General features: G+C 38.0%; 20 protein-coding genes. 11 read left to right on the plus strand and 9 right to left on the minus strand.

The genetic code is table 11. The annotated features are described in order from the left end of the window. Positions 1–135 precede the first annotated feature (135 nt). The 3 genes from ACOMC3_RS09965 to ACOMC3_RS09975 all read left to right on the plus strand — a co-directional run bounded on the left by ACOMC3_RS09965 (position 136) and on the right by ACOMC3_RS09975 (position 2354). The gene (locus ACOMC3_RS09965) at positions 136–348 is read left to right on the plus strand and encodes a YgaP family membrane protein (protein WP_420315735.1); all 213 of its coding nucleotides are present in this window, start codon (positions 136–138) and stop codon (positions 346–348) included. Positions 349–461: 113 nt separating this feature from the next. Beyond that, positions 462–1226: a sterol desaturase family protein gene (locus tag ACOMC3_RS09970; protein ID WP_420315736.1), complete on the plus strand. Its 765-nt coding sequence runs from the start codon at positions 462–464 to the stop codon at positions 1224–1226. Between the two features lie 78 nt (positions 1227–1304). Next, positions 1305–2354: a DUF6340 family protein gene (locus ACOMC3_RS09975; RefSeq protein ID WP_420315737.1), complete on the plus strand. Its 1050-nt coding sequence runs from the start codon at positions 1305–1307 to the stop codon at positions 2352–2354. 6 nt (positions 2355–2360) lie between these two features. On the opposite strand, the gene ACOMC3_RS09980 is transcribed toward ACOMC3_RS09975, so the two are convergent. Both ACOMC3_RS09980 and ACOMC3_RS09985 read right to left on the minus strand, forming a co-directional pair. Further along, a complete protein-coding gene (locus ACOMC3_RS09980; protein ID WP_420315738.1) occupies positions 2361–3044 on the minus strand; it encodes a LytR/AlgR family response regulator transcription factor in 684 nt (227 codons plus the stop codon). After that, positions 3041–4075 (minus strand): sensor histidine kinase, encoded by a 1035-nt coding sequence (locus tag ACOMC3_RS09985; protein ID WP_420315739.1) that lies wholly within the window; start codon positions 4073–4075, stop codon positions 3041–3043. Before ACOMC3_RS09985 ends, ACOMC3_RS09980 begins: the two co-directional genes overlap by 4 nt. Positions 4076–4277: 202 nt before the next feature. On the opposite strand from ACOMC3_RS09985, the gene ACOMC3_RS09990 reads away from it, so the two are divergent. Continuing rightward, complete coding sequence (locus tag ACOMC3_RS09990) at positions 4278–5978, plus strand: serine hydrolase domain-containing protein (protein ID WP_420315740.1); 1701 nt, start codon at positions 4278–4280, stop codon at positions 5976–5978. A gap of 467 nt (positions 5979–6445) precedes the next feature. Here ACOMC3_RS09990 and ACOMC3_RS09995 read toward each other — a convergent pair whose 3' ends face one another. Continuing rightward, positions 6446–9043, minus strand: a complete 2598-nt coding sequence (locus tag ACOMC3_RS09995; protein ID WP_420315741.1) for an ABC transporter permease — start codon at positions 9041–9043, stop codon at positions 6446–6448. Then, entirely contained in the window at positions 9036–9374 is a 339-nt protein-coding gene (locus ACOMC3_RS10000) for a PadR family transcriptional regulator (protein WP_420315742.1), read from the minus strand. Before ACOMC3_RS10000 ends, ACOMC3_RS09995 begins: the two co-directional genes overlap by 8 nt. Before the next feature lie 123 nt (positions 9375–9497). On the opposite strand from ACOMC3_RS10000, the gene arfB reads away from it, so the two are divergent. Then, positions 9498–9905: an alternative ribosome rescue aminoacyl-tRNA hydrolase ArfB gene (arfB, locus tag ACOMC3_RS10005; RefSeq protein WP_420315743.1), complete on the plus strand. Its 408-nt coding sequence runs from the start codon at positions 9498–9500 to the stop codon at positions 9903–9905. Between the two features lie 362 nt (positions 9906–10267). Then, positions 10268–11125, plus strand: a complete 858-nt coding sequence (locus tag ACOMC3_RS10010; protein WP_420315744.1) for a DUF6089 family protein — start codon at positions 10268–10270, stop codon at positions 11123–11125. Here ACOMC3_RS10010 and ACOMC3_RS10015 read toward each other — a convergent pair. Beyond that, the gene (locus ACOMC3_RS10015; RefSeq protein ID WP_420315745.1) at positions 11119–12225 is read right to left on the minus strand and encodes a DegT/DnrJ/EryC1/StrS family aminotransferase; all 1107 of its coding nucleotides are present in this window, start codon (positions 12223–12225) and stop codon (positions 11119–11121) included. The genes ACOMC3_RS10010 and ACOMC3_RS10015 overlap by 7 nt on opposite strands. Next, complete coding sequence (locus ACOMC3_RS10020; protein WP_420315746.1) at positions 12222–12797, minus strand: sugar transferase; 576 nt, start codon at positions 12795–12797, stop codon at positions 12222–12224. The genes ACOMC3_RS10015 and ACOMC3_RS10020 overlap by 4 nt, the downstream gene beginning before the upstream one ends. A 131-nt stretch (positions 12798–12928) precedes the next feature. Here ACOMC3_RS10020 and ACOMC3_RS10025 point away from each other — a divergent pair, with 131 nt between their 5' ends. Both ACOMC3_RS10025 and ACOMC3_RS10030 read left to right on the plus strand, forming a co-directional pair. Next, complete coding sequence (locus ACOMC3_RS10025) at positions 12929–15367, plus strand: penicillin acylase family protein (RefSeq protein ID WP_420315747.1); 2439 nt, start codon at positions 12929–12931, stop codon at positions 15365–15367. Between the two features lies 1 nt (position 15368). Further along, positions 15369–15740: a hypothetical protein gene (locus ACOMC3_RS10030; RefSeq protein WP_420315748.1), complete on the plus strand. Its 372-nt coding sequence runs from the start codon at positions 15369–15371 to the stop codon at positions 15738–15740. Here ACOMC3_RS10030 and ACOMC3_RS10035 read toward each other — a convergent pair. Continuing rightward, the gene (locus tag ACOMC3_RS10035) at positions 15729–16175 is read right to left on the minus strand and encodes a DUF4920 domain-containing protein (RefSeq protein ID WP_420315749.1); all 447 of its coding nucleotides are present in this window, start codon (positions 16173–16175) and stop codon (positions 15729–15731) included. The two genes, ACOMC3_RS10030 and ACOMC3_RS10035, sit on opposite strands and share 12 nt — an antisense overlap. A gap of 202 nt (positions 16176–16377) precedes the next feature. On the opposite strand from ACOMC3_RS10035, the gene ACOMC3_RS10040 reads away from it, so the two are divergent. Both ACOMC3_RS10040 and ACOMC3_RS10045 read left to right on the plus strand, forming a co-directional pair. Beyond that, entirely contained in the window at positions 16378–16551 is a 174-nt protein-coding gene (locus ACOMC3_RS10040) for a hypothetical protein (protein ID WP_420315750.1), read from the plus strand. 107 nt (positions 16552–16658) lie between these two features. Then, complete coding sequence (locus tag ACOMC3_RS10045) at positions 16659–17915, plus strand: tetratricopeptide repeat protein (RefSeq protein ID WP_420315751.1); 1257 nt, start codon at positions 16659–16661, stop codon at positions 17913–17915. On the opposite strand, the gene ACOMC3_RS10050 is transcribed toward ACOMC3_RS10045, so the two are convergent. Together ACOMC3_RS10050 and ACOMC3_RS10055 are read right to left on the minus strand one after the other, a co-directional pair. After that, complete coding sequence (locus tag ACOMC3_RS10050; RefSeq protein WP_420315752.1) at positions 17912–18325, minus strand: hypothetical protein; 414 nt, start codon at positions 18323–18325, stop codon at positions 17912–17914. The genes ACOMC3_RS10045 and ACOMC3_RS10050 overlap by 4 nt on opposite strands. A 251-nt stretch (positions 18326–18576) precedes the next feature. Continuing rightward, positions 18577–19584 carry a quinone oxidoreductase family protein gene (locus tag ACOMC3_RS10055; protein ID WP_420315753.1) on the minus strand — a complete coding sequence of 336 codons (1008 nt, stop codon included), beginning with the start codon at positions 19582–19584 and terminating at the stop codon, positions 18577–18579. Positions 19585–19667: 83 nt separating this feature from the next. Between ACOMC3_RS10055 and ACOMC3_RS10060 the strand changes: the two genes are divergently transcribed. Continuing rightward, a complete protein-coding gene (locus ACOMC3_RS10060; protein ID WP_420315754.1) occupies positions 19668–20003 on the plus strand; it encodes an arsenosugar biosynthesis-associated peroxidase-like protein in 336 nt (111 codons plus the stop codon).

Consider the following 20003-nt stretch of genomic DNA (forward strand, 5'->3'; position numbering starts at 1 on the left):
CAAGTAACGCGTTGCTAAGTTTATCTTATGAAAGAAAAACTAGTGAAGCTTGTGACTATATGCATCATTTGCATTTGCATAATTTACACTGTTCTTCTTGTTGTTGATTTTTTTAAATGATTAAAGAATAATAAGATGAAAAAGAACATGGGAACTGCTGATAGAATTATTAGAGTAATAATTGCAGCATTGGTAGCATATCTTTATTACGCAGGGATTATCTCTGGAACTGTAGGCCTTATTCTCCTAATTTTAGGTGGAGTTTTTGTACTTACCAGTCTGATAAGTTTTTGTCCATTATATGCTCCCTTTGGAATGAGCACATGTGCCATAAAAGAGAAATCTTAAGAAATACTGAATAGGACAAGATTCACTCTTATGAGTCTTGTCCTATTATTTTCCTTTTCAAGGAAATATGTTGTGCAAATTCAGGATTATTGTCTTTATCTTAACAATAGTCTATGGAATATCAAGAGGTAGCAATTCAAGCACTGACCCATAATCTTTTACGATATTTTGTTGTGGCCGGTGCAGCATTCCTGCTTTTTTATGTCATAAAGAAAAGCAGTTGGAATTACTGGAAAATCCAATCAAAGTTTCCATCATCTTCAGACTATTGGAGGGAGGTGATTTTCTCGCTTATTACTATTTCCATTTTTGTACTTGTGGCACTTATTGTTTTCGCTACTCCACTCAGGAATTACACCCTTCAATACAATTCCATTGAGTCTATTGGATGGGGTTACTGGGTAGTCAGTATCCTATTAATGATCATATTACATGACACGTATTTTTATTGGATGCACCGAATAATGCATCACCCAAAACTTTATAGAGCCATTCATCGTGTTCATCACCAATCAACAAACCCTTCTCCATGGACGGCTTATGCATTCCATCCATTGGAAGCCGTGGTTGAAGCCAGCATCATATTCCCGATCGCATTTTTTATTCCATTTCACAGAAGTGCTTTATTGGTGTTTCTTGTTTTCATGATCTTATACAATGTTTACGGCCATTTGGGATATGAATTATATCCAAAAGGGTTTAACAAAACCTGGGTGGGTAAATGGGTAAACACGTCTGTTAATCATAATCAGCATCATAAACACTTTCATGGTAACTACGGCCTCTACTTTCTATTCTGGGATAGAATGCTAGGTACTCTACGCCCGGATTATGATGAATCTTTTGCTGAAAATGATCTTAAAAAAGGTCAACAATGAATTCTAAAATTCAGAATTCTCAAGGATTATTAATAAACAGGCACCACATTTGTTCTAGCAATCAGTAAATGTGATGAGATGAGACAGATTCAAAATTTCCTACTCCTGAGTTTAGTACTTATTCTAATAATCGGCTGTTCAAGTGGTCGAAGGACCGTTTCCATTAACTCAGTGAGACCAGCTGATATCAGCGTGAATAATGAGATAAACTCGATTCTCATCCTCAATCGGACGAAATACAGTAAGGATATCATCGGTGTAATTGAAGGGATTCTAACGGGCGAATTACCGGAAGAGGACAAAGCAGGCATTCAATCTTTTGCAAATGAACTTAAGAATCAAATAAGAAACTCTGACAGGTTTACTGCGAAAGTCGCTTCAGAAAATCTGGAAGGTAACAGCCTGACTCAAGCATTTCCTGATCAACTATCCTGGGCCTTGATAAACAAATTCTGCCGACAGTATAATACAGATGGAGTGATAGCAATCGAAATATTTGACTCGGATTTCATAATCACTGACGGAAAAAGAAAAGTAACCAAAGAAAATGATGATGGAGAAGGAGTCGAGGTTGATGAGTATTATGCAGAAGGTATTTCCAATATCACAATAGGTATCCGATTTTATGATCCCATTGATAGATCCATTGTTGATCAGGACATCTTTAGGAAAACAAATACCTGGAATGCTTCAGGATTATCTAAAAACGAAGCAATTGCCAGTCTGATTAATAAAACAGATGCCATAAGGAATTTAAGTGGGCAGGTTGGATCTAACTATGCCTTCAAAATTGCACCAATGCCAGTAAGAATTTCTCGTTCATTCACCGGAAAATCTAAGAAATCACCTGTACTGGAACAAGGGTCAATATATGCGGATGTGAGTAATTGGGAAAAAGCGATTGAAGTTTGGAAAACCGGTATTGCAAGCGCTCCAATAAAAGAAGCAGGCTTTCTAACTCAGAATATTGCTATTGCTTATGAGGTGCTTGGAGATCTGGACAATGCCAGAAAATGGGCAGAACGATCGTATACCCAATACGGAAATAAGAACGCTAGAAGCTACATCTCTCTTTTAGAGAACCGAATCTTCAATGAGCAGCTTGCAGGTGAGCAAATGGGGAATTAATCCCAGTCAGAATCGCTTAAGTACTTCTTTTCGATAAGATGCTCCAATAGGAATAACCCTATCCCCTATGGTCAGCTGGTGAACCTCCACTTTATTCACTTTGGAAATGGCCACTCCATAAGAACGATGTATCTGGATGAATCGGTCGTCCACTTTATTCAACGCCTCTTTCATTGTACATAATACCATAATGGACTCCTTATCGGTTACAAACTTGGTGTAGTTGCCGTCTGCCTCCAAATACAAAAGATTATCCAAATTAATCCGATGAATAGTGGTGCCACTTTTCACCGAGATCACTTTTTCTTGATTTGCTATCAGATCTGTTGATTCTGTGCTCTTTCCACCAGTATCCGCTTTATTCACAGCCTTTAGAAATCGGCTAAACGATATAGGCTTCATCAGATAGTCGAGAGCATCCACTGAGTAGCTTTTTAATGCGTATTCGCTGTAAGCCGTGGTGAATATGACCTGTGGCTTTTGCGTGAGAGATTCCAACAATTCGAATCCGTTCAAGCTTTGCATATTGATATCTAAAAAGACAAGATCAACCCGATTCTTTTCGAGGAAGTCTGCGGCTTGTACCGGATCAGTAAAAGTTGCTACCATTTCCAACTTCTCTACCTTTTCGGCATGCAACTCAATGACCTTGAGGGCGTTCACTTCATCATCTATAGCAACACACTTCATAATGAATTCAAAATAACCAATCTAACTCTAAATTTTTCGTCGTTTTCGATTACCTGTAATGCATGCTGTTCTGAATAAACAAGATCTAGTCGCTTCTTCACATTGTTTAACCCTACTCCACTGGAAGGAATGGTTTCTGTTCGCTCGGCCTTTTGATTTTTTACTTCAAACACAAACTGACCCTCTTCAAATGCAATTCGAATCTCAATCATGGTTTTGGCATAATTGGAAACACCGTATTTAAAGGCATTCTCTACAAACGGTATCAATAACATTGGAGCGATGTAAAAACTGGAAACGGTCTCAGGATGATCGAATTGAACCTTCACCTGCTTATTGAAGCGAAGCTGCTGCAGATAGATATAATCGCTGATGTATTGAATTTCTTCCTGAAGCGTTACCTTATCTTCTCCGGTTTTGTCAAACACATAGCGCATCATTTCAGACAATACACTGATCCCCTCTGCTGTTTTTTCATCGCCTGTTTGGAGAGACATGGAATAGAGATTATTAAGCGCATTGAACAAAAAATGGGGATTGATTTGGCTTTTCAACACATCTAATTCTGATCGTAGCTGATGTTCATTGATCTTTCGCTTGGTACGTTCATTGGCAAACCAGTCTTTGGAAAACCGATAAGCAAAAGAAACAATCACTACCAAAACATGAGTGAATAGCACCATCACCACCAACTCAGACCAAATACCACTATCTATCGAATTTCCACTAGAACGATAAAAGGCAGAGTCAATTAATACTTCCAGCGATGAAACCAATGCAAACAAAACGATCAGCCGGATGATAAATATTCCCGTGCCCCTTTTCAATGTGATCGGGATCAGATAAAAGGCAATACCGTAGAAGAGAATCAGATTAAACGCCGAACCCAAAACGGATGGCCAAAGCAATGAGCCATCACCTGAGTTGAAGACACCAAACGTCAGGTCAAATGCAGGATAATTGAGGAGCAATAGCCCCAGTACAATCACCAACACATGGATTAGCCACTCAAATGGTTTGATTTCTTTCATCCAGCCAAAAATAAGCGGTATCTACTTCTGAATAGTCTTTGGTTGATCAGCGCATCATCATACTTGATGAACACCCTGAAAAACTACACGAATGCTTCTATCAATTCTTTTTCAATGTTCATCACGAATACTTGATGGCTGGTGTATCTCATTTTATTGAGTCAGGAATTCAACCGAACCTTGGATTAAACTCATAAAAACGATGACAAAATCAATCCTATTCTTAGTACTCATTTCATCTCAGGTGATGCTAAAAGCACAGTCTGATTTGGAAACCATTCGCTCAGAATTTAAAGAGCGCATCACCAAAACCATGAAAAAAAGCAAGGTGGTTGGTGCGTCAGTTGCTGTAGTTTCTTCTGAAGGTATTCTTTGGATCGACAACTTCGGATTTGAAGATGTCGAAAATGAAAAACCAGTCACCGATGAAACGATCTTTGGAATTGGCTCAGTAACCAAAGTATTGACTTCTGCTGCCGTAATGCAACTAGCTGAGCGTGATAAACTTGACATTGATAACCCTCTAAGTCAATACCTGCCTTCCTTCCAGATGCAGGATAACAGTGATGGAGTGACTCCACGAAATGTGATGACCCATCACTCTGGCTTACCTTCTGACATCTTCAAGGGTATGTTCAGTGAGCAGCCGGAAGATTACAAGTGCCTGGTCAATTACATCAATGATGAGTACATGGCCGGAACACCCAACCAGATACGAGCTTATTCCAATCCTGGTTATACCCTACTCGGGCATATGATTGCTGAGGTAAGTGGTATGGAGTATCCGAAATATGTTGTCACAAACATCCTTCAACCTCTAGGCATGGTTAACACTGAATTCAATGCGCTGGAAAAAGCAAGCATGACCTACGATGGAAAAGGAAAAAGTCAATCCGATGTGATCCTAAGGGACACACCAGCTGGTGGATTATTCACTTCCTCCAAGGATCTTTATAAATTCTTACAAGCATTCCTGAGTGAATCTAAAGATTTATTAAAGCCTGACACGTATCAACAAATTTTAGAGCAACAGCACAAAGACACTCCGTTGGATTTTGGTGATCGATACGCGCTCGCGTGGAGCATGACGAGTCGTCCTCATGCCGGTGACATCTATTACCACACAGGTACCACGCTTTACTTCAATGCCGCAATGGCATTCTCTCCTAAAGCGGATGTAGGTGTCATCATTTTAACCAATTCTGCCAGAGGTAGAAGTGTGTATCGTGAAGTCCATAGCATTATTGACAAGGTGGCTGAGAGCAAAGGATTACCAAAAATTGAAAATGATCCGGAAGAAGCCATGGGATCGAAAGATCGAATCAAAGTAGCTCCTGAATCATTGGATCAATACACAGGCATCTATGCTGCACCAGGGGCTTACATTGATGTGTATCGCAAAAACAAAAAGCTGTTTATGAAGCTACAGGGTTTGCGATTGGAGTTGATTCCTGTAGAGAACAACCAATTCATTCCGAAGGTAATTCTCCTGCATCTCATCCCAATTCGGTTGGGCGATCAGCGAGTAATGTTTGAAGAAGTTAATGGCTACCCACTCATGACCAGCCTGGAGGAAGGAAGTCCAAAAGAGCTTATTGCCGCTCGATTCGATCGACAGCCAATACCTGAAAGCTGGAAGTCAAGAACCGGGGACTATGAGATCATCAATCCACTGCCAGGAGAGATTCCATTTTTTAAAGACTTCAACATTTCCGAGAAAGATGATTTACTGGTCTTCTCCTTCAAAACCACAGATGGTCAGAGTATTGAAATGGTGATGGACCTTATCAATGATGACCGAGCGAAAGTAGCCGGACTAGGACGTTACGGTGGGCAGTCCATTACCTGTAAAGATGGAATCATTAAAGCATTTGGAAACGAACTAATGAAGATCAATGAATAAGCTAAAACAATCATCGCAGAGATTTCCAATGTAGGATTAGTAGAAGAAACCATGAACCGGCCATTGAACGATGTGATATGGACCGGACTTTGGGTAGTCGCGGCGTTTGTCGTTTGGGTTAAAAGGGGGTGACGGAGGTCACCTCTTTTGATACTCACTTTTATAAAACCTCCCCCAACCCCCTCCAGAGGGGGACAGGATCGTTTCACTCCTTCCTGATACTCTCTGTAGGGTCCGAAATGCCCCATAGCCATGTTTCGTGTCCTCACGAAACATATCTATCTATCTGAACTCATAAGACACAATCCGATGATTATGAAGATTCTTCACTCCACCATGACCATCCTACTCCATGTTTTGTAACGAAGATGCTTAAATCTTGCAATTTATTGTGACATCCCCCTGCCATTGTATATCCCACCACACACCCTTTCAAAGGGGAAATTTACTTACACAATATGGGTTGTTTACTCATTCCGAATACTCTCTGTAGGATCAGAGATAGCAGCACCGTAGGTTTTATATGCAACCGTGATTAAAGCAATTAGAAAGGTAGCTAAGCCTCCAAAAGCAAAAACATACCAATGATCAATGACTTCTATTCGATAGGCATACCCACCTAACCAGCCCCTAATAAAGTACCAAGCCACTGGAATAGCAATAACAAAAGCAATTAACAAGAGGAGCATAAATTCTTTAGATATCAATTCTATAATTTGTCTTGCAGTCGCCCCAAGAACTTTCCGAATACCTAGCTCTTTTTGACGCTGCTGAGAAGCATATGCTGCTAAACCAAAAATGCCAAGGCATGCTAAGAAAATGGATAACCCTGAAAAGGCACTGAAAACCTTGGCTTGCTGCTCCTCTTTCTCATACAGGTCCTCCAAGCGATCATCTAAAAACTGATAGGACATAGGAAAGGCTGGAGCTATTTCACTGAACGTTTGATCTATATATAACAAACCTTCTTTCAAATTGCTCATATTCATTTTAATCGCAAGCTTTCTATGAAATCCGCCTGTTAAAATAGCCAAGGGTTCAATCTCGTCCTTCAATGAACTAAAATGATAATCTGTTGCTACGCCTACAATCGTAACATTTGAAATGTCCCAGCTTGGCATGGTTAATTTTTTCCCTATCACTTCGTCGGGTGAAACACCTAGCTCCTCAACAGCTCGTTCGTTAATGATAGCGGTCCGTTGCTCATCCGAAGCGAGATCATTTGAAAATGCACGCCCGGCAATAATTTCAATTCCAAATAAATCAAAAAAATCAGCATCAGTAAATAACGTCCGCATCCTATTAGAACCCTCAATACCTGAAATTACAAAACTCGATGCATCGTGAAAGCCACCAGGCTCACCTGAAATCTGTGTGACACCTTTGATATTGGAATTAGCCGCTAAACGATCTTTAAATAATTCTCTTTGTGATCGAACTTCAGCATTATTCAATTCAACCAGAACGATTGCCTCTTTATTAAACCCAAGATCTTTTGAATTTAAGTATTTGTTTTGAGTGTAGATAAGGATCGATGAAACGATTAAAAAAATTGAAATAGCAAACTGAGTCACCACAAGAGCTTTCCGTAATCCAACATTCTTTCCGGAAACAATTTTACTTCCTTTTAATACCCTTACAGATTTAAATGATGACAATAAGAGTGATGGGTAAACCCCTGAACTTAATAGTACCAAAACAGTCAATGACAATAAGAATAACATCACATTTTGGTCATGCCAATTAAGTGCGATATCTAAACCAAAAAAGGCATTAAATACTGGATTTATCAATTCACAAATTCCTATAGAGAGTACAATCGATAATAGAAAAATTGTGAAAGATTCACTTAAAAATTGAATGACAAGTCTTGTTCGTGATCCGCCAAGTACTTTTCTTACCCCTACTTCTTTGGCTCGCATAAATGACTGGGCGATTGATAAATTGACATAATTGAAGCAAGCAATGAACAAAATGGCGATAGCTACAGCGCCCAGCGTGACTATGTTGCTGAAGCTTCCGTGTTTTGAAAAATCATAACGAGTCTCATTGTTAAAGTATATGTCGTGAAGTGGTTCTAATTCCAATCCGATTTTTTGTCCTGCCTGTTTGAAATCATCACCCATATACTTTTCCATAAATTGGTCCAGCTGACTTTCTACGTTTGCAGCTTGTTGAGGGGTAGGTATCTTAACATATGTATTTAGGCTATTATTCCACCAGCCGGTAAACCATTCAAATCGTTCCAGCAAGTCAATAGACAAAACAATATCAAAATCAAGGTGTGTGTTCCCAGGTAATTCATCCATTACTCCAGCCACAATAAATTCATATTCATTGTCTACTTCAATCACCTTACCAATAGGATTTTCATCCCCAAAATATTTGAATGCAGCTTTAGTTGATAATACGGCAGAATTAGCCGTAGATAATACAGTCTGCCGATCTCCAATTTTCAGTGAGTATGAGAAAAATTGGAAAAAATTTCGATCTGCAAATAATAGATGGTCCTCAAAAAAACGTTTCTCTCCTACAGCGACCAAACCTTCTTCTGGAACAGCTCTTGTTGTCGCTGTGATATCAGACGGATAATCATTCATTAATGCAGCGGCATATGGTACGGATGTAACTCCAATTTTATAAGGAGTCCCATTCATTTCTGAAACTCTTAATGTTCGATAAATATGATCTCCCTGCGAATGAAATCGATCTGTATTTACTTCTGTGGAAATATAGAAGTACAAGAAAATGGCAGCAACCAGACCAATTGTGAACCCGAAGATACTGATGATGGAGGTTGACTTATTTCGGTAGAGGTTCCGGAATGTGAGAACAGGATTGAAAATAAACATTGGCCCTGTGTTTGAGTTTTTGAATGATTTGAGTGTAGTTGGTCGCAGGTAGTTCAATACCTGATACCAGTATTTTAGTCCTTTGAAATTCGATTCACTATGAGTTGCATAATACTCATGAAGGTTACCTTCCAGTTCTTCCACCAGCTCCTGTTTACACAGCCATCGAACCAGTTTCAATGAAAGTCTTGGTGGCAGTAGATCTTTAGGCATGACTAAATTTCAATTCAACTGCAGGAACCTGATTCCACAGGTTGGCCCGCATTTCCTTTACTTCGTTGAGTGCCGCTTTGCCGGCTGCCGTCAATTCATAAATGCGTTTTCGTCTACCACCTCGCTCCTTTGTTGCTCCACCCATCTCCGATTGTAGAAAATCTTTTTGCTCCAAACGAGCAAGCGTGGTGTGCAGTGCGCCCATGGAAATGGAGCGGTTCACCTGATTTTTGATTTCATCCTTGATACGAAGCATGTAAGCCTCTTCCTGAAGGATGAGTACAACTAATAAAAGTAGCTCTTCAAATTCGCCTAGATTGGTACCCTTCATGTCTATTAGTTTCTATTTTGCAAACTAATATACGAGGGATGGTTTTATTTGTTTCGATAAAGTAGAAAGAAATAAATTTTGACACCTAATAATCAATAGGATCGGTAAATTGTTGATTTAATTATGAGCCGTATAACAGCAAGTCAAATACGTAAAGAAGTAGTAATCTCGACGGCTCGAAGTGGTGGTCCAGGTGGTCAAAATGTAAATAAGGTAGAGACTAAAGTAATCCTTCGCTGGAATGTTGGTAAGTCTGAAATTCTTTCAGACCTTGAAAAGCAGATGGTTTATGCCGCCTTATCAAACAAACTAACTAAAGAAGACGAATTAATCATTACTGCTGATGGTAAGCGATCACAACTTAAAAACAAAGAAATAGCATTAAAAAAATTGGATAGAATGCTCGGCAAAGCATTTACAAAAAAGAAAGTAAGAAAACCAACACAGCCTTCAAAAGCCGCTAAAAAGAAACGGCTGGAAGCCAAGAGAAAACACAGCGACAAGAAAAAGTTGCGTAAAAAACCATATTAATAGCTCTGCAATCTGTCTGCTCCCACATTAAAATCCATCAATGAAAATATGGTTTAATCCAATAAGGTGCGCTTGTTTTTCGATTCGTCCATTATCATTTGATAATAATTTTTAAGCATTATACCTAGCAAACTTTAGGATAATACCCTAGCAAAAGACTGCAACTTAGTCTCGTATCATTGTATAGTATAACAACTTAGTTATGGCAACATTAATTTTCTCATTAATATTAGTAGCTGTGTTTGTGACGTTAGAACGAACATGGTTTACCAGAAAAAGTAAACGATTAGGGTGATTATTTGTAGAAATAGTTTTCCGACCTATACTGGTCGGAAACTTTTCTGCAATATTTTTGACACCTAATGAGATCATTCCTCACTTTTACTTTAATTCTAGGCAGCCTGGCTGTTCATTCCCAGAACTTTCTTTCCTGGCAGTTTAATGACAGGTACTTTTCATTTTCAGTTGGTACAGGTTCAGCAACTTATTTTGGTGAATTAAATAGCACTAAGAAAATAAGCACGGACATTTCAATGATCAATATTGGTGTTGAAGCACGCTTATTAAATCGCATTGGTGCCAGGGTAACGGCATCTCAATTCACATTAATAGGAGACGATAAAAATGCAGACGACCTTTCATTTGAGCGTCAGCGAAACTTATCCTTTTCCTCAAGAAACTTTCTTGGCCAACTTCAACTCACTTATTACTTAAGGCCCTATCAAGGAGATTATTATAAACGCTGGAGTTTTGATCCGTTCCTTTTTAGCGGTGTTGGTTATATGAAGTACAACCCCACTGCAGAGCTTGGTGGAGAACGCTACAATCTTCGTGAAGCCATGACCGAAGGTGTTGAGTATAAAAATTGGGTTGCAACCATTCCACTAGGCATAGGAAGTAAATTCAAAATCAATGAGTTCTTGAATGTAAACTTTGAGGTTTCCTATCATTTTACATTTAGTGATTATCTGGATGATGTTTCTAATACTTATGCTTCAGAATACAACAATGTGACTGCAAGACTGTTGGCAGATCGGAAAGATGAAATTGATGTCATCAATCCTGATTTTTATGATCAATTGCAGCCAGGTGCGAAACGCGGTAACCCATCCAGCAACGACAGCTTCCTACTAATTAGTGTTAGTGCTGAAATTTTTCTACCTCCTAATTTATTTAGGGGTAGCGATAAAGCGATCATCAAAAAACCTTCAGCTTACTGATCAAACCACTCTTTAATGGTTTGGATTACAAAAGATTGATCTTCGTTTGTAAGACCTGTTCCGGAAGGAAGACAAAGTCCATTTTCATATATTTTTTCACAAAGTCCATTTCCATAAAATTCAGCAGATGAAAAGGCATCATGTAGATGGAGAGGCTTCCAAAACCTTCTGGATTCAATATTGTGTTCCTCTAAAAATGCAATGAGTTCTGTTACATCCACCGATTCATCGATGACTGAAGCTGTAGTTAGCCATCGATTTGAAACATGTCCTTCGGGTTCATCCAAAAATGTAAAATGAGCACTTAACTGATGTTTGTACTCTTCAAAAATTTCTTTCTTTTTTACAATGAATCGATCAAGCTTCTTCAACTGTCCCAATCCAATTCCTGCTAGTACATTACTCATTCTATAATTGTAACCAGCTTCCTTATGATCGTATCCGAATTGGCCTGAATTGGCCTGGGTAGCCAAGAAAAGTCCTCTTCGTTTTTTTTGCTCATCGCAAATTAAAGCTCCTCCCCCACCCGTTGTTATCAACTTATTTCCATTAAATGAGAAGATTCCAAAATCTCCAACCGTACCGACATGATTTTCATTAATCTTTGCTCCTATACTTTCTGCTGCATCCTCAATCACAATTACATCATGAGCTCTTGCAATCTGATAGATTTCTTCTATCTGAGCCGGCATTCCATAGATATGGGTAACAATTAATGCCTTAGGTTTTACTTGCGTAGACTGAAGGTATTCAGCTAGTATTTCTGGATCTAAATTCCAGGTTTTTCCTTCACTATCTAAAAAAATGGGTATCGCTCGTTCATACAGTACCACATTGGCACATGCGGCAAACGTATGACTTCCGATCAAAACATGATCTCCATCTCCAATACCTGATAAAATTAGTGCAAGATGCAGTGCAGAGGTACCAGAATTTAAGGCCAACACCTCTTTTCCATAAATATTGGACAGCTCTTGTTCAAATGAATCAATGGCATCACCAACAGGAGCTATCCATCCATTTTCAAATACAGACTTCAACTCCTCCAGTTCCTCTTGGCCTGCATTGGGAGGTGATAGGTATATTCTTTTACTCTTCACCTCTTTGATGCGTATTCACTAAACTTCACTGTGGGTTCATTTTTATACACCGTCTTATCACGTCTTATTACCTCAAAAATAGACCGTAATAGAATCTTGCAATCCAACAAAAACGAAACATTCTGAACATAATATATATCTAGACTCATCCTGGAACTCCAATCAATAGTGTTCCTTCCGTTTACCTGCGCCCAGCCGGTAATGCCCGGTTTAACCAGATGTCTTTTCTGCTCTTCGATGTTGTAAAAAGGAATATACTCAACCAACAACGGCCGAGGACCAATTATTGACATCTCTCCTTTTAAAACATTTAGTAATTGTGGAAGCTCATCCAGTGATAAAGAGCGTATTAATTTGCTTAAGGGCGTAGAAGTACTTTCATCGTCTTTCACTTTCAAGGTCTTCAGCTTTATAAGCTTGAAAATTTGCGTTTGTCTCCCTACTCGTTCCTGAACAAAGAAAGGAGAAGATCTAAAATGAATAGAAATAATCAATGATAGTAAAACCAATATGGGAGAAAGTAAAGTGAAAAGTAGCAAAGCGATAATCCAATCTCCTAACGGCTTTACCATACTTAAATAAAAATCTCCTTTCACCATCGTCTAAAAATAGGCATTACCCTATTTATTTGATATTTTCACTTCCAAAGAAAAACATTCTATCAATCAGCAGTTAAACTGTCCTCATTTGCGATTAGCATCCTATGAAAACCTTTCGATTTGTCCTTTCTCTTAGCATAACACTAGCCTTGGGAGTAGCCTTTAATTCTAAAATAGGTGTAATACCACCTTTGGGCAAATTCCTAAGTCCTTTCCATGGGTTTTGGCAAAATGCGGAAAACGAATCCATTGATATTGAATCCAAATCATTAGATGAACAGCTGCAAGATAGCGTGAATGTTTACTTTGATGATCTTCTAATCCCACACATATTCGCGCAAAATGAGAGTGATCTTTTTTTTACACAGGGCTATGTGACAGCATATCATCGCCTATGGCAAATGGAATTTCAACTATACTCTGCTGCAGGAAGACTAGCTGAAATATTGGGACCAACCATAGGGAATACAAGCCTGGTTGATATAGACAGAAAAACACGTCGAATTGGGTTAATGTATGGAGCAAAGAAATCGGAAGAGCTTTTTAAAAAGGAAGAACCGGAAGTTTATAAATTAATTGAAGCATTTACTGCAGGGGTAAATGCCTACATCGAATCCATCGACTATAAAGATCTTCCTATAGAATACAAACTGCTTAATTACGAGCCAGAAGAGTGGACACCATTAAAGTGTTTTTTGCTTATTTCTAATATGAATAATATGCTTTCCAGGGGTGAAAGGGATCTGGAGCATACCAATGCATTGAAAAAATGGGGACGTGAAGTATTTGAAACTTTATATCCTGAAAGACCTGACACCATCGATCCGGTAATACCTAAAGGTACTGTCTTTGATTTCGAACCCATTCAGGTTGAAAAGCCTGATGTAAGTTTCCCAATTGAATTTGTAAACCCAACCATTGCTCCCCCCAACCCAGACAATGGCAGCAATAGTTTTGTCGTCAATGGTGAAAAGACGGCAAATGGAAGAGTGATACTTACCAATGAACCGGACCTTAGTCTTAATGCACCCAGCATTTGGTATGTAATGCATCTCAATGCTCCTACGATAAATGTCATGGGAGCAACTTTACCAGGAGGACCTGGAGTGACTATCGGGTTCAACGATTCCATCGCCTGGGGAAATACCAACGCAAAACGGGATTTAGTAGACTGGTACTATATACAGTTTAAAGATGAAAACAGAGAAGAATACTTATACAATGGAAACTGGATCTCAACTAAAAAAGTAATCGAGGAGATAAAAATCAATGGGTCATTCAGTTATTACGACACCATCATTTACACACATCATGGACCAGTAGTCTACGATCGTAATTTATATGGGAATGAAACGGACCTTATTAATCTGGCCATGAAATGGACGGCTCACGAGGGAAGTAAGGAAATTAAAGCGCTGTATTTAGGGAATAAAGCAAAAAATTATGATGAATTTGTTGACGCCTTTAGTTACTTCGGCGGCCCCCCTCAAAATTACTCTTTCGCTTCAGTGAATGGTGATATAGCACTTTGGATTAACGGCAAATTCCCTGTGAAATGGCAAGAACAAGGTAAGTTCTTACTTGATGGAAGTAAAATTGAGCATGAGTGGCAAGCCTATATGCCTCAGTCTCACAACCTTCACGTGAAAAACCCTCCACAAAATTTTGTTAGTTCTGCCAACCAGCACGCGGCTGATACACTGTATCCTTATTATCAATATGATTACAGCTATGAATATTATAGAGGACGAAGAATAAATGATCGTTTGCGAATAATGGACAACATCGAAGTAGAGGATTTGATGGAACTGCAGCATGACAATTTTAACTACAATGCCTTTGAGATGCTGCCAATGATGTTGGACAGTTTAGATTCAGCATCATTTACTGAACTTGAATGGAAATATTACAATAGATTGAGAAACTGGGACTATTTCAGTGGCCCTGAGAGACAGGCACCTTCCATATACGAGGTATGGCTAAGGAAGCTAAATGCAAAGCTATGGGATGAAATAGACAGTGCAGATGTATCGGTCTACAGACCCAATTGGTATACCACTTATAGTATTCTTAAAAACAAGCCTGATTTCTTTATGGTAGATAATCAGTTTACAGAAATTAGAGAAACAAGTGGTGACTTATACCGACTTACTTTCAAAGAGACAATCCAATATCTGGAAGAGTACCTACAGAAAGAAGGTAATTCTCTATTGTGGTATACCTTCAAAAACACTACAATTCGGCATTTGTTAAGACTATCTCCTTTCAATAGATCAGGTGTGAAAATCGGTGGCAACAGATCCATAGTTAACGCTGCTTCTCGCACGCATGGTCCGTCTTGGCGCATGGTGGTTGAACTTGGAGAGGGTGAGGTTAATGCTTGGGGAGTATATCCAGGAAGTCAGACTGGAAATCCTGGAAATCCAATGTACGGTCATATGATTGATGACTGGGCCAGTGGAGCATATTATAAGCTGCTATTTAAATCATCTATTTCATCCAATGACGAAGAAATTATTCATCAAATAACTTTAAGACCTTAACATGAAGCTTATCATTAGACTAATAATTATAGGTGCGCTGACCTACTTTATTTCACCATTGTTTTTTTGGTGGTCTGCCATGTTTATAGCATTTATCGTCTGTTACATTTCCCCATCTTCCAGTTTAAATGCATTTGTCGCTGGTTTCCTTGGGGTTGGTTTGGTGTGGATGGGACATGCATGGAATTTAGATGTTCTTAACGAATCAAAATTCAGTACTCAAATTGCTGAGATCATGCAAGTTAATGACCCAATACTGCTCGTATTTGCAACTGGACTTATAGGTGGTCTAGCCGGAGGATTTGCCGCATTATCGGGCACAAGCTTTAGACAATTATTTATCAAGCCAAAGAAAAGAAGCCTATATAGCTGATTGATCTTCTTTTATTAACACTCCATTTGCGACCAAAGTAATGCTATTCTTCATTGAAGGATCATATTCTTTCCCTCCATCCTCTGCGTAGTGTTTGGCAACATCCTCATCAATTATTTCTTTTTTAGCCACGCCTTCCACAATTACTTCTTGTCCATTAATATCCTTCGGAACAAAAAATCCATAATCCTTGAATGTAATTCGAATATTAGCTCCCTCTTCGTTTTTTAAAGTCATCCAACATCCTTTTTTCTGACAAACTTCTTCCACTACTCCTCTTACTTTAAATACCTGCTCTTCATCGTTCACTTTGTTGATAAAGTCAATGGTACTGATCACATTTTCGCTGGTAATGCTTTCACCATGATTGGTGAAATTCTCTTTCGGAGCATTACATCCAAGTATCAATAATAAAACCACTGGTAAGTACTTCATAATAGTCAATCTTTTGGACGAAGATAATACGTGTTGATAAATCATCAGATAAAAAATAATTAATAAAAATTTATTCACTTATAACGCTATGATATTCAATTACTTATGTCTCTTTAAAATTAATACAATAAAAATCTTTTAGTTATGTGTAAAATAAAATTTTTAATTTATATTTGATTCATCATTTAAACCTTATAGAGTTATGAAAAGAAAAATTTTTACACTAGTAGTTTTAGTAATTGGAGCACTATCTTTTACCGCATGTCAAGAAGACCTAGCTATGGAAGAATTAGTAGAAGACATTGAGATGAATGCAGATGTAACAGCAGGAACGGATGGAGATGATGACGATGATGGCAACCCAGCTGGCTCTTAAACATTGACATTTATACTATTAACCTTTGTATTGAGGTAATTCGCCGAAATAGCTGATGACTATCTCGGCGTTTTTTGTTATAATTGTTGACGATTCAGTTATTGGGAATGCGCTTATCGATCAACATCATTTTATGTTTCATTGCTTTCAATATCCATGCAGCAGATAAAATTGCTCAGGATTTGGATTCAATTACCAGTCTCTTACGAACTGGCAATTATCAAGATACAAAATCTTTGATATTCGATTTGAAGCCAGAATATGATAATTCTGGAGATTTTGATTGGCTGGTTAAAACAAATTACTTTCTTGGTTATATTTTTAAAGAAGAAGGTGATTTTGGTAAATCCATCATCTATTATTTAGAGGCAATTAGATATGCTGAGGAATCACAAAGTGAACTCTATTCTGACGATTTAATCTCACTTTACAATAGATGCGGTATAATCTTCAGGAAATTTAAATCTTACAATCTTGCGATTGAATATTATTCAAAAGGTCTCGCGCTAGCTCATCTGCATGAAAAAATCAAGAATGTTATAAATATTAACTATAATCTAGCCGGTATTTATCTAGATCAGGAAGATTACACAAAAGCAGCCAGACTCCTGGAGTCGCTTTTAGCTTATGAAGAAATATCTACTCGTAAATATTATGATGTACTAAATAGACTATGTTTTGCATTTTTAAAGAATGAAAATTATGATGCAGCAAAAAGATATGCTGCTTTAATAATTGATAAACCTGATGAATCTGGGCCAAAACTATCAGCCTATGCATATCACAATCTTGGAACTATTGCATCCATTCATAATGAGTATGAAACTTCTGATCAGTTTTTTGACTTAGGTCTTAACTTCATTCAAAGTGATGAGAGCTTAAAGGATAAATCAGGTGAATTTAAATTATTGCATGACCGTGGGAAGAATCTAGTACAATGGGGAAAAATAGCTGATGGAATGGATTATTTTGAAAAGGCTGAAGGATTAATTTCAGAAATCAATCAACACCCAGAGTATTTTAACCTTTACAAGGATTTCGCTAATGCATATTATAATCATGGAGATTACAGCTTATCAAAAAAATATGAAGACCTCTATTATGAAAATCTTAACGCATATTTAAGTGTCCAGGAAGAAATCCAAGAAACGGACAAGCGCTATAACATGGACCTCATCACCAAGCGATACTTTGATGAGGTAGCAAAACAAGAACGTATTGCTACTATTCTCCTTTACTCAAAACTTATTTCTGGTACATTGCTAATACTTCTACTATTTTCTGTAGGATATAATTATTATCAAAAGGTAAAATTGAGAAGGAGTATTATTAAAGAACTAATTGACTTAAAGGTTATAAACTAAACCTTCAATTTTAATTTCTGCTTCAAGACATTGAGCATGCCTTGCTGACGTTCATGCAATAAAATCAACTTGTTCTTCTGTTCTGATGATTCCTCAATCATATAATTAACCAACTCTTCCAATTCCAAGACTTCATGAGATTCTGGTGAATCTAGCCTAAGCTTTACAAAGAGTTCTCTAATTCGAGCTTGAAGATTAACGTGTGTAGGAGCTATTTCAGCTGAAGTAACAATGTCGTCATTCCACATTGATCCTTCTCCCTTAATCAGCCATTCTGCATTTAACTTATTGTATGTCTTAAGTATATTAAGTATTAAATCAAAGCTAGGCTTGCTTCTACGACCCTTGATAATATTAAAAATAACCGTCACACTAACATGAAGACTCTCGGAGAAAGATGTTGGATTCATGTCAAGTACACGAATCAATTTATGTATACGGTCATTTATCATGAGATAAAAATAACAAATACTTTTTAAGACAAAAAAAAAGAAGGGTTGCTAGTGGGCAACCCTTCATCATTAAGAACCAGCTATGGAAAATAGATACTCACTATCTATGTTTCGAATTTATAAGCATTTTACAACCTAACAAAGAATTTTTGGATTTTTTTTTATCAAATGATAATACCAATGAGTTATTTTGGATTAAACCCGTAATATCAAAGCTTAATAATAAGCTTACCAACTGAATCTCGTGATTCCATAAACGAATGTGCTTTTGGTAATTCAGAGAAGTCAAACACTTCACCCACCACTGGTTTAAGGTTATGTTTTTCTGTAAATGCAAATAACTCTTCCCAAATATCTGCCGTAAGGTCTTCATTAGCTGTCAGATAGCCAATATGAGAAGCATAAACCCCTTTACTGTCAATGGCCATTTTCATCATGTTGACCTTGGGTGCATCAAGGTAAGTTTTTACCCATGAAAAAGGATTCCACCATTTTAGATTCATGCTTGCAAATCCAATCACCACTAATCTTCCAAATGGATTCAATAACTTTAGACTCTTTTTATATACATCTCCTCCCACTGTCTCTAATACGCAATCAACTCCACCTCCATCATTCATTATCTCTTGATAAAAATCAGTCTCTCGGTAATTAACTGGCTTTCCACCTAATCTCTTCACAAGATCTAATTTTTCATCTTTGCTTGCAGTACCATAAACTTCACAACCCAAGGCGCTTCCTATTTGAACTGCCGCTGTTCCTACCCCTCCTGCTGCAGCTTGAATCAATATTCGCTCACCAGACTCGACTCGACATAGCTTCTTAAGGCCCACCCATGCGGTCATGAAATTAACGAGATATGCTGCATTCTCCTCTGGCGTAAAATCAGAAAAGGCTGGAAAACACAAATGTTCAGGTGCACAAGTGTATTCAGCATATGAACCATACTGTTGACCAACTATGACTTTATCGCCTACTTTATATTTTGAACTATTTTTCCCAACTTCTACAACCTCACCATAGCATTCCATGCCCATCACGTAAGGTTTAGGTGGTGCCCAGCTGTATTGCCCTTTTCTTGATAAAATTTCAGCATAATTGATCCCAATGGTTTCAATTTTTACTTTGACCTCCCCTTCTTTTACCTGAGGCTCAGTAATTTCCTCAATCTTTAAAATCCCGGGTTTACCTGTTTTACGTAATTGATATGCCTTCATTGGTAATTTATATGACGTTTCATCGGATTAGATAATGGGCTGGCAATTTAATACTTTAAATTCACGACAATAACAATGGTAAGATGAAAGAGACCTATTATAATAAAGAAGATCTTAAGAAGTTTGGTGAGATCACTGAATGGCAAAAGGAACTTGGAGATAAGTTCTTTGATTATTATAACGATGTATTCAAAGAAGGGGCATTAACGGCGAGGGAAAAATCATTAATTGCACTCGCAGTTTCACATGCAGTTCAGTGCCCCTATTGCATTGATGCCTATACTTCAGACCTCTTAAAAAAAGGCGTTGATGAGGAGCAAATGATGGAGGCTGTTCACGTCACGGCAGCAATCAAAAGTGGGGCGGCATTGGTTCATGGAGTCCAAATGATGAATCAGGTGAATGATAAATTGATGTAA

It is taken from the genome of Ekhidna sp., from assembly GCF_965212185.1.
In the GTDB taxonomy this organism is placed as follows: Bacteria; Bacteroidota; Bacteroidia; order Cytophagales; family Cyclobacteriaceae; genus Ekhidna.

Bases quoted from the DNA above. Each gene is read 5' to 3' on its own strand.
- ACOMC3_RS09965 (WP_420315735.1), top strand. From the start codon at position 136: ATGAAAAAGAACATGGGAACTGCTGATAGAATTATTAGAGTAATAATT.
- ACOMC3_RS09970 (WP_420315736.1), top strand. From the start codon at position 462: ATGGAATATCAAGAGGTAGCAATTCAAGCACTGACCCATAATCTTTTA.
- ACOMC3_RS09975 (WP_420315737.1), top strand. From the start codon at position 1,305: ATGAGACAGATTCAAAATTTCCTACTCCTGAGTTTAGTACTTATTCTA.
- ACOMC3_RS09980 (WP_420315738.1), bottom strand. From the start codon at position 3,044: ATGAAGTGTGTTGCTATAGATGATGAAGTGAACGCCCTCAAGGTCATT.
- ACOMC3_RS09985 (WP_420315739.1), bottom strand. From the start codon at position 4,075: ATGAAAGAAATCAAACCATTTGAGTGGCTAATCCATGTGTTGGTGATT.
- ACOMC3_RS09990 (WP_420315740.1), top strand. From the start codon at position 4,278: ATGACAAAATCAATCCTATTCTTAGTACTCATTTCATCTCAGGTGATG.
- ACOMC3_RS09995 (WP_420315741.1), bottom strand. From the start codon at position 9,043: ATGCCTAAAGATCTACTGCCACCAAGACTTTCATTGAAACTGGTTCGA.
- ACOMC3_RS10000 (WP_420315742.1), bottom strand. From the start codon at position 9,374: ATGAAGGGTACCAATCTAGGCGAATTTGAAGAGCTACTTTTATTAGTT.
- arfB (WP_420315743.1), top strand. From the start codon at position 9,498: ATGAGCCGTATAACAGCAAGTCAAATACGTAAAGAAGTAGTAATCTCG.
- ACOMC3_RS10010 (WP_420315744.1), top strand. From the start codon at position 10,268: ATGAGATCATTCCTCACTTTTACTTTAATTCTAGGCAGCCTGGCTGTT.
- ACOMC3_RS10020 (WP_420315746.1), bottom strand. From the start codon at position 12,797: ATGGTAAAGCCGTTAGGAGATTGGATTATCGCTTTGCTACTTTTCACT.
- ACOMC3_RS10025 (WP_420315747.1), top strand. From the start codon at position 12,929: ATGAAAACCTTTCGATTTGTCCTTTCTCTTAGCATAACACTAGCCTTG.
- ACOMC3_RS10030 (WP_420315748.1), top strand. From the start codon at position 15,369: ATGAAGCTTATCATTAGACTAATAATTATAGGTGCGCTGACCTACTTT.
- ACOMC3_RS10035 (WP_420315749.1), bottom strand. From the start codon at position 16,175: ATGAAGTACTTACCAGTGGTTTTATTATTGATACTTGGATGTAATGCT.
- ACOMC3_RS10040 (WP_420315750.1), top strand. From the start codon at position 16,378: ATGAAAAGAAAAATTTTTACACTAGTAGTTTTAGTAATTGGAGCACTA.
- ACOMC3_RS10045 (WP_420315751.1), top strand. From the start codon at position 16,659: ATGCGCTTATCGATCAACATCATTTTATGTTTCATTGCTTTCAATATC.
- ACOMC3_RS10050 (WP_420315752.1), bottom strand. From the start codon at position 18,325: ATGAATCCAACATCTTTCTCCGAGAGTCTTCATGTTAGTGTGACGGTT.
- ACOMC3_RS10055 (WP_420315753.1), bottom strand. From the start codon at position 19,584: ATGAAGGCATATCAATTACGTAAAACAGGTAAACCCGGGATTTTAAAG.
- ACOMC3_RS10060 (WP_420315754.1), top strand. From the start codon at position 19,668: ATGAAAGAGACCTATTATAATAAAGAAGATCTTAAGAAGTTTGGTGAG.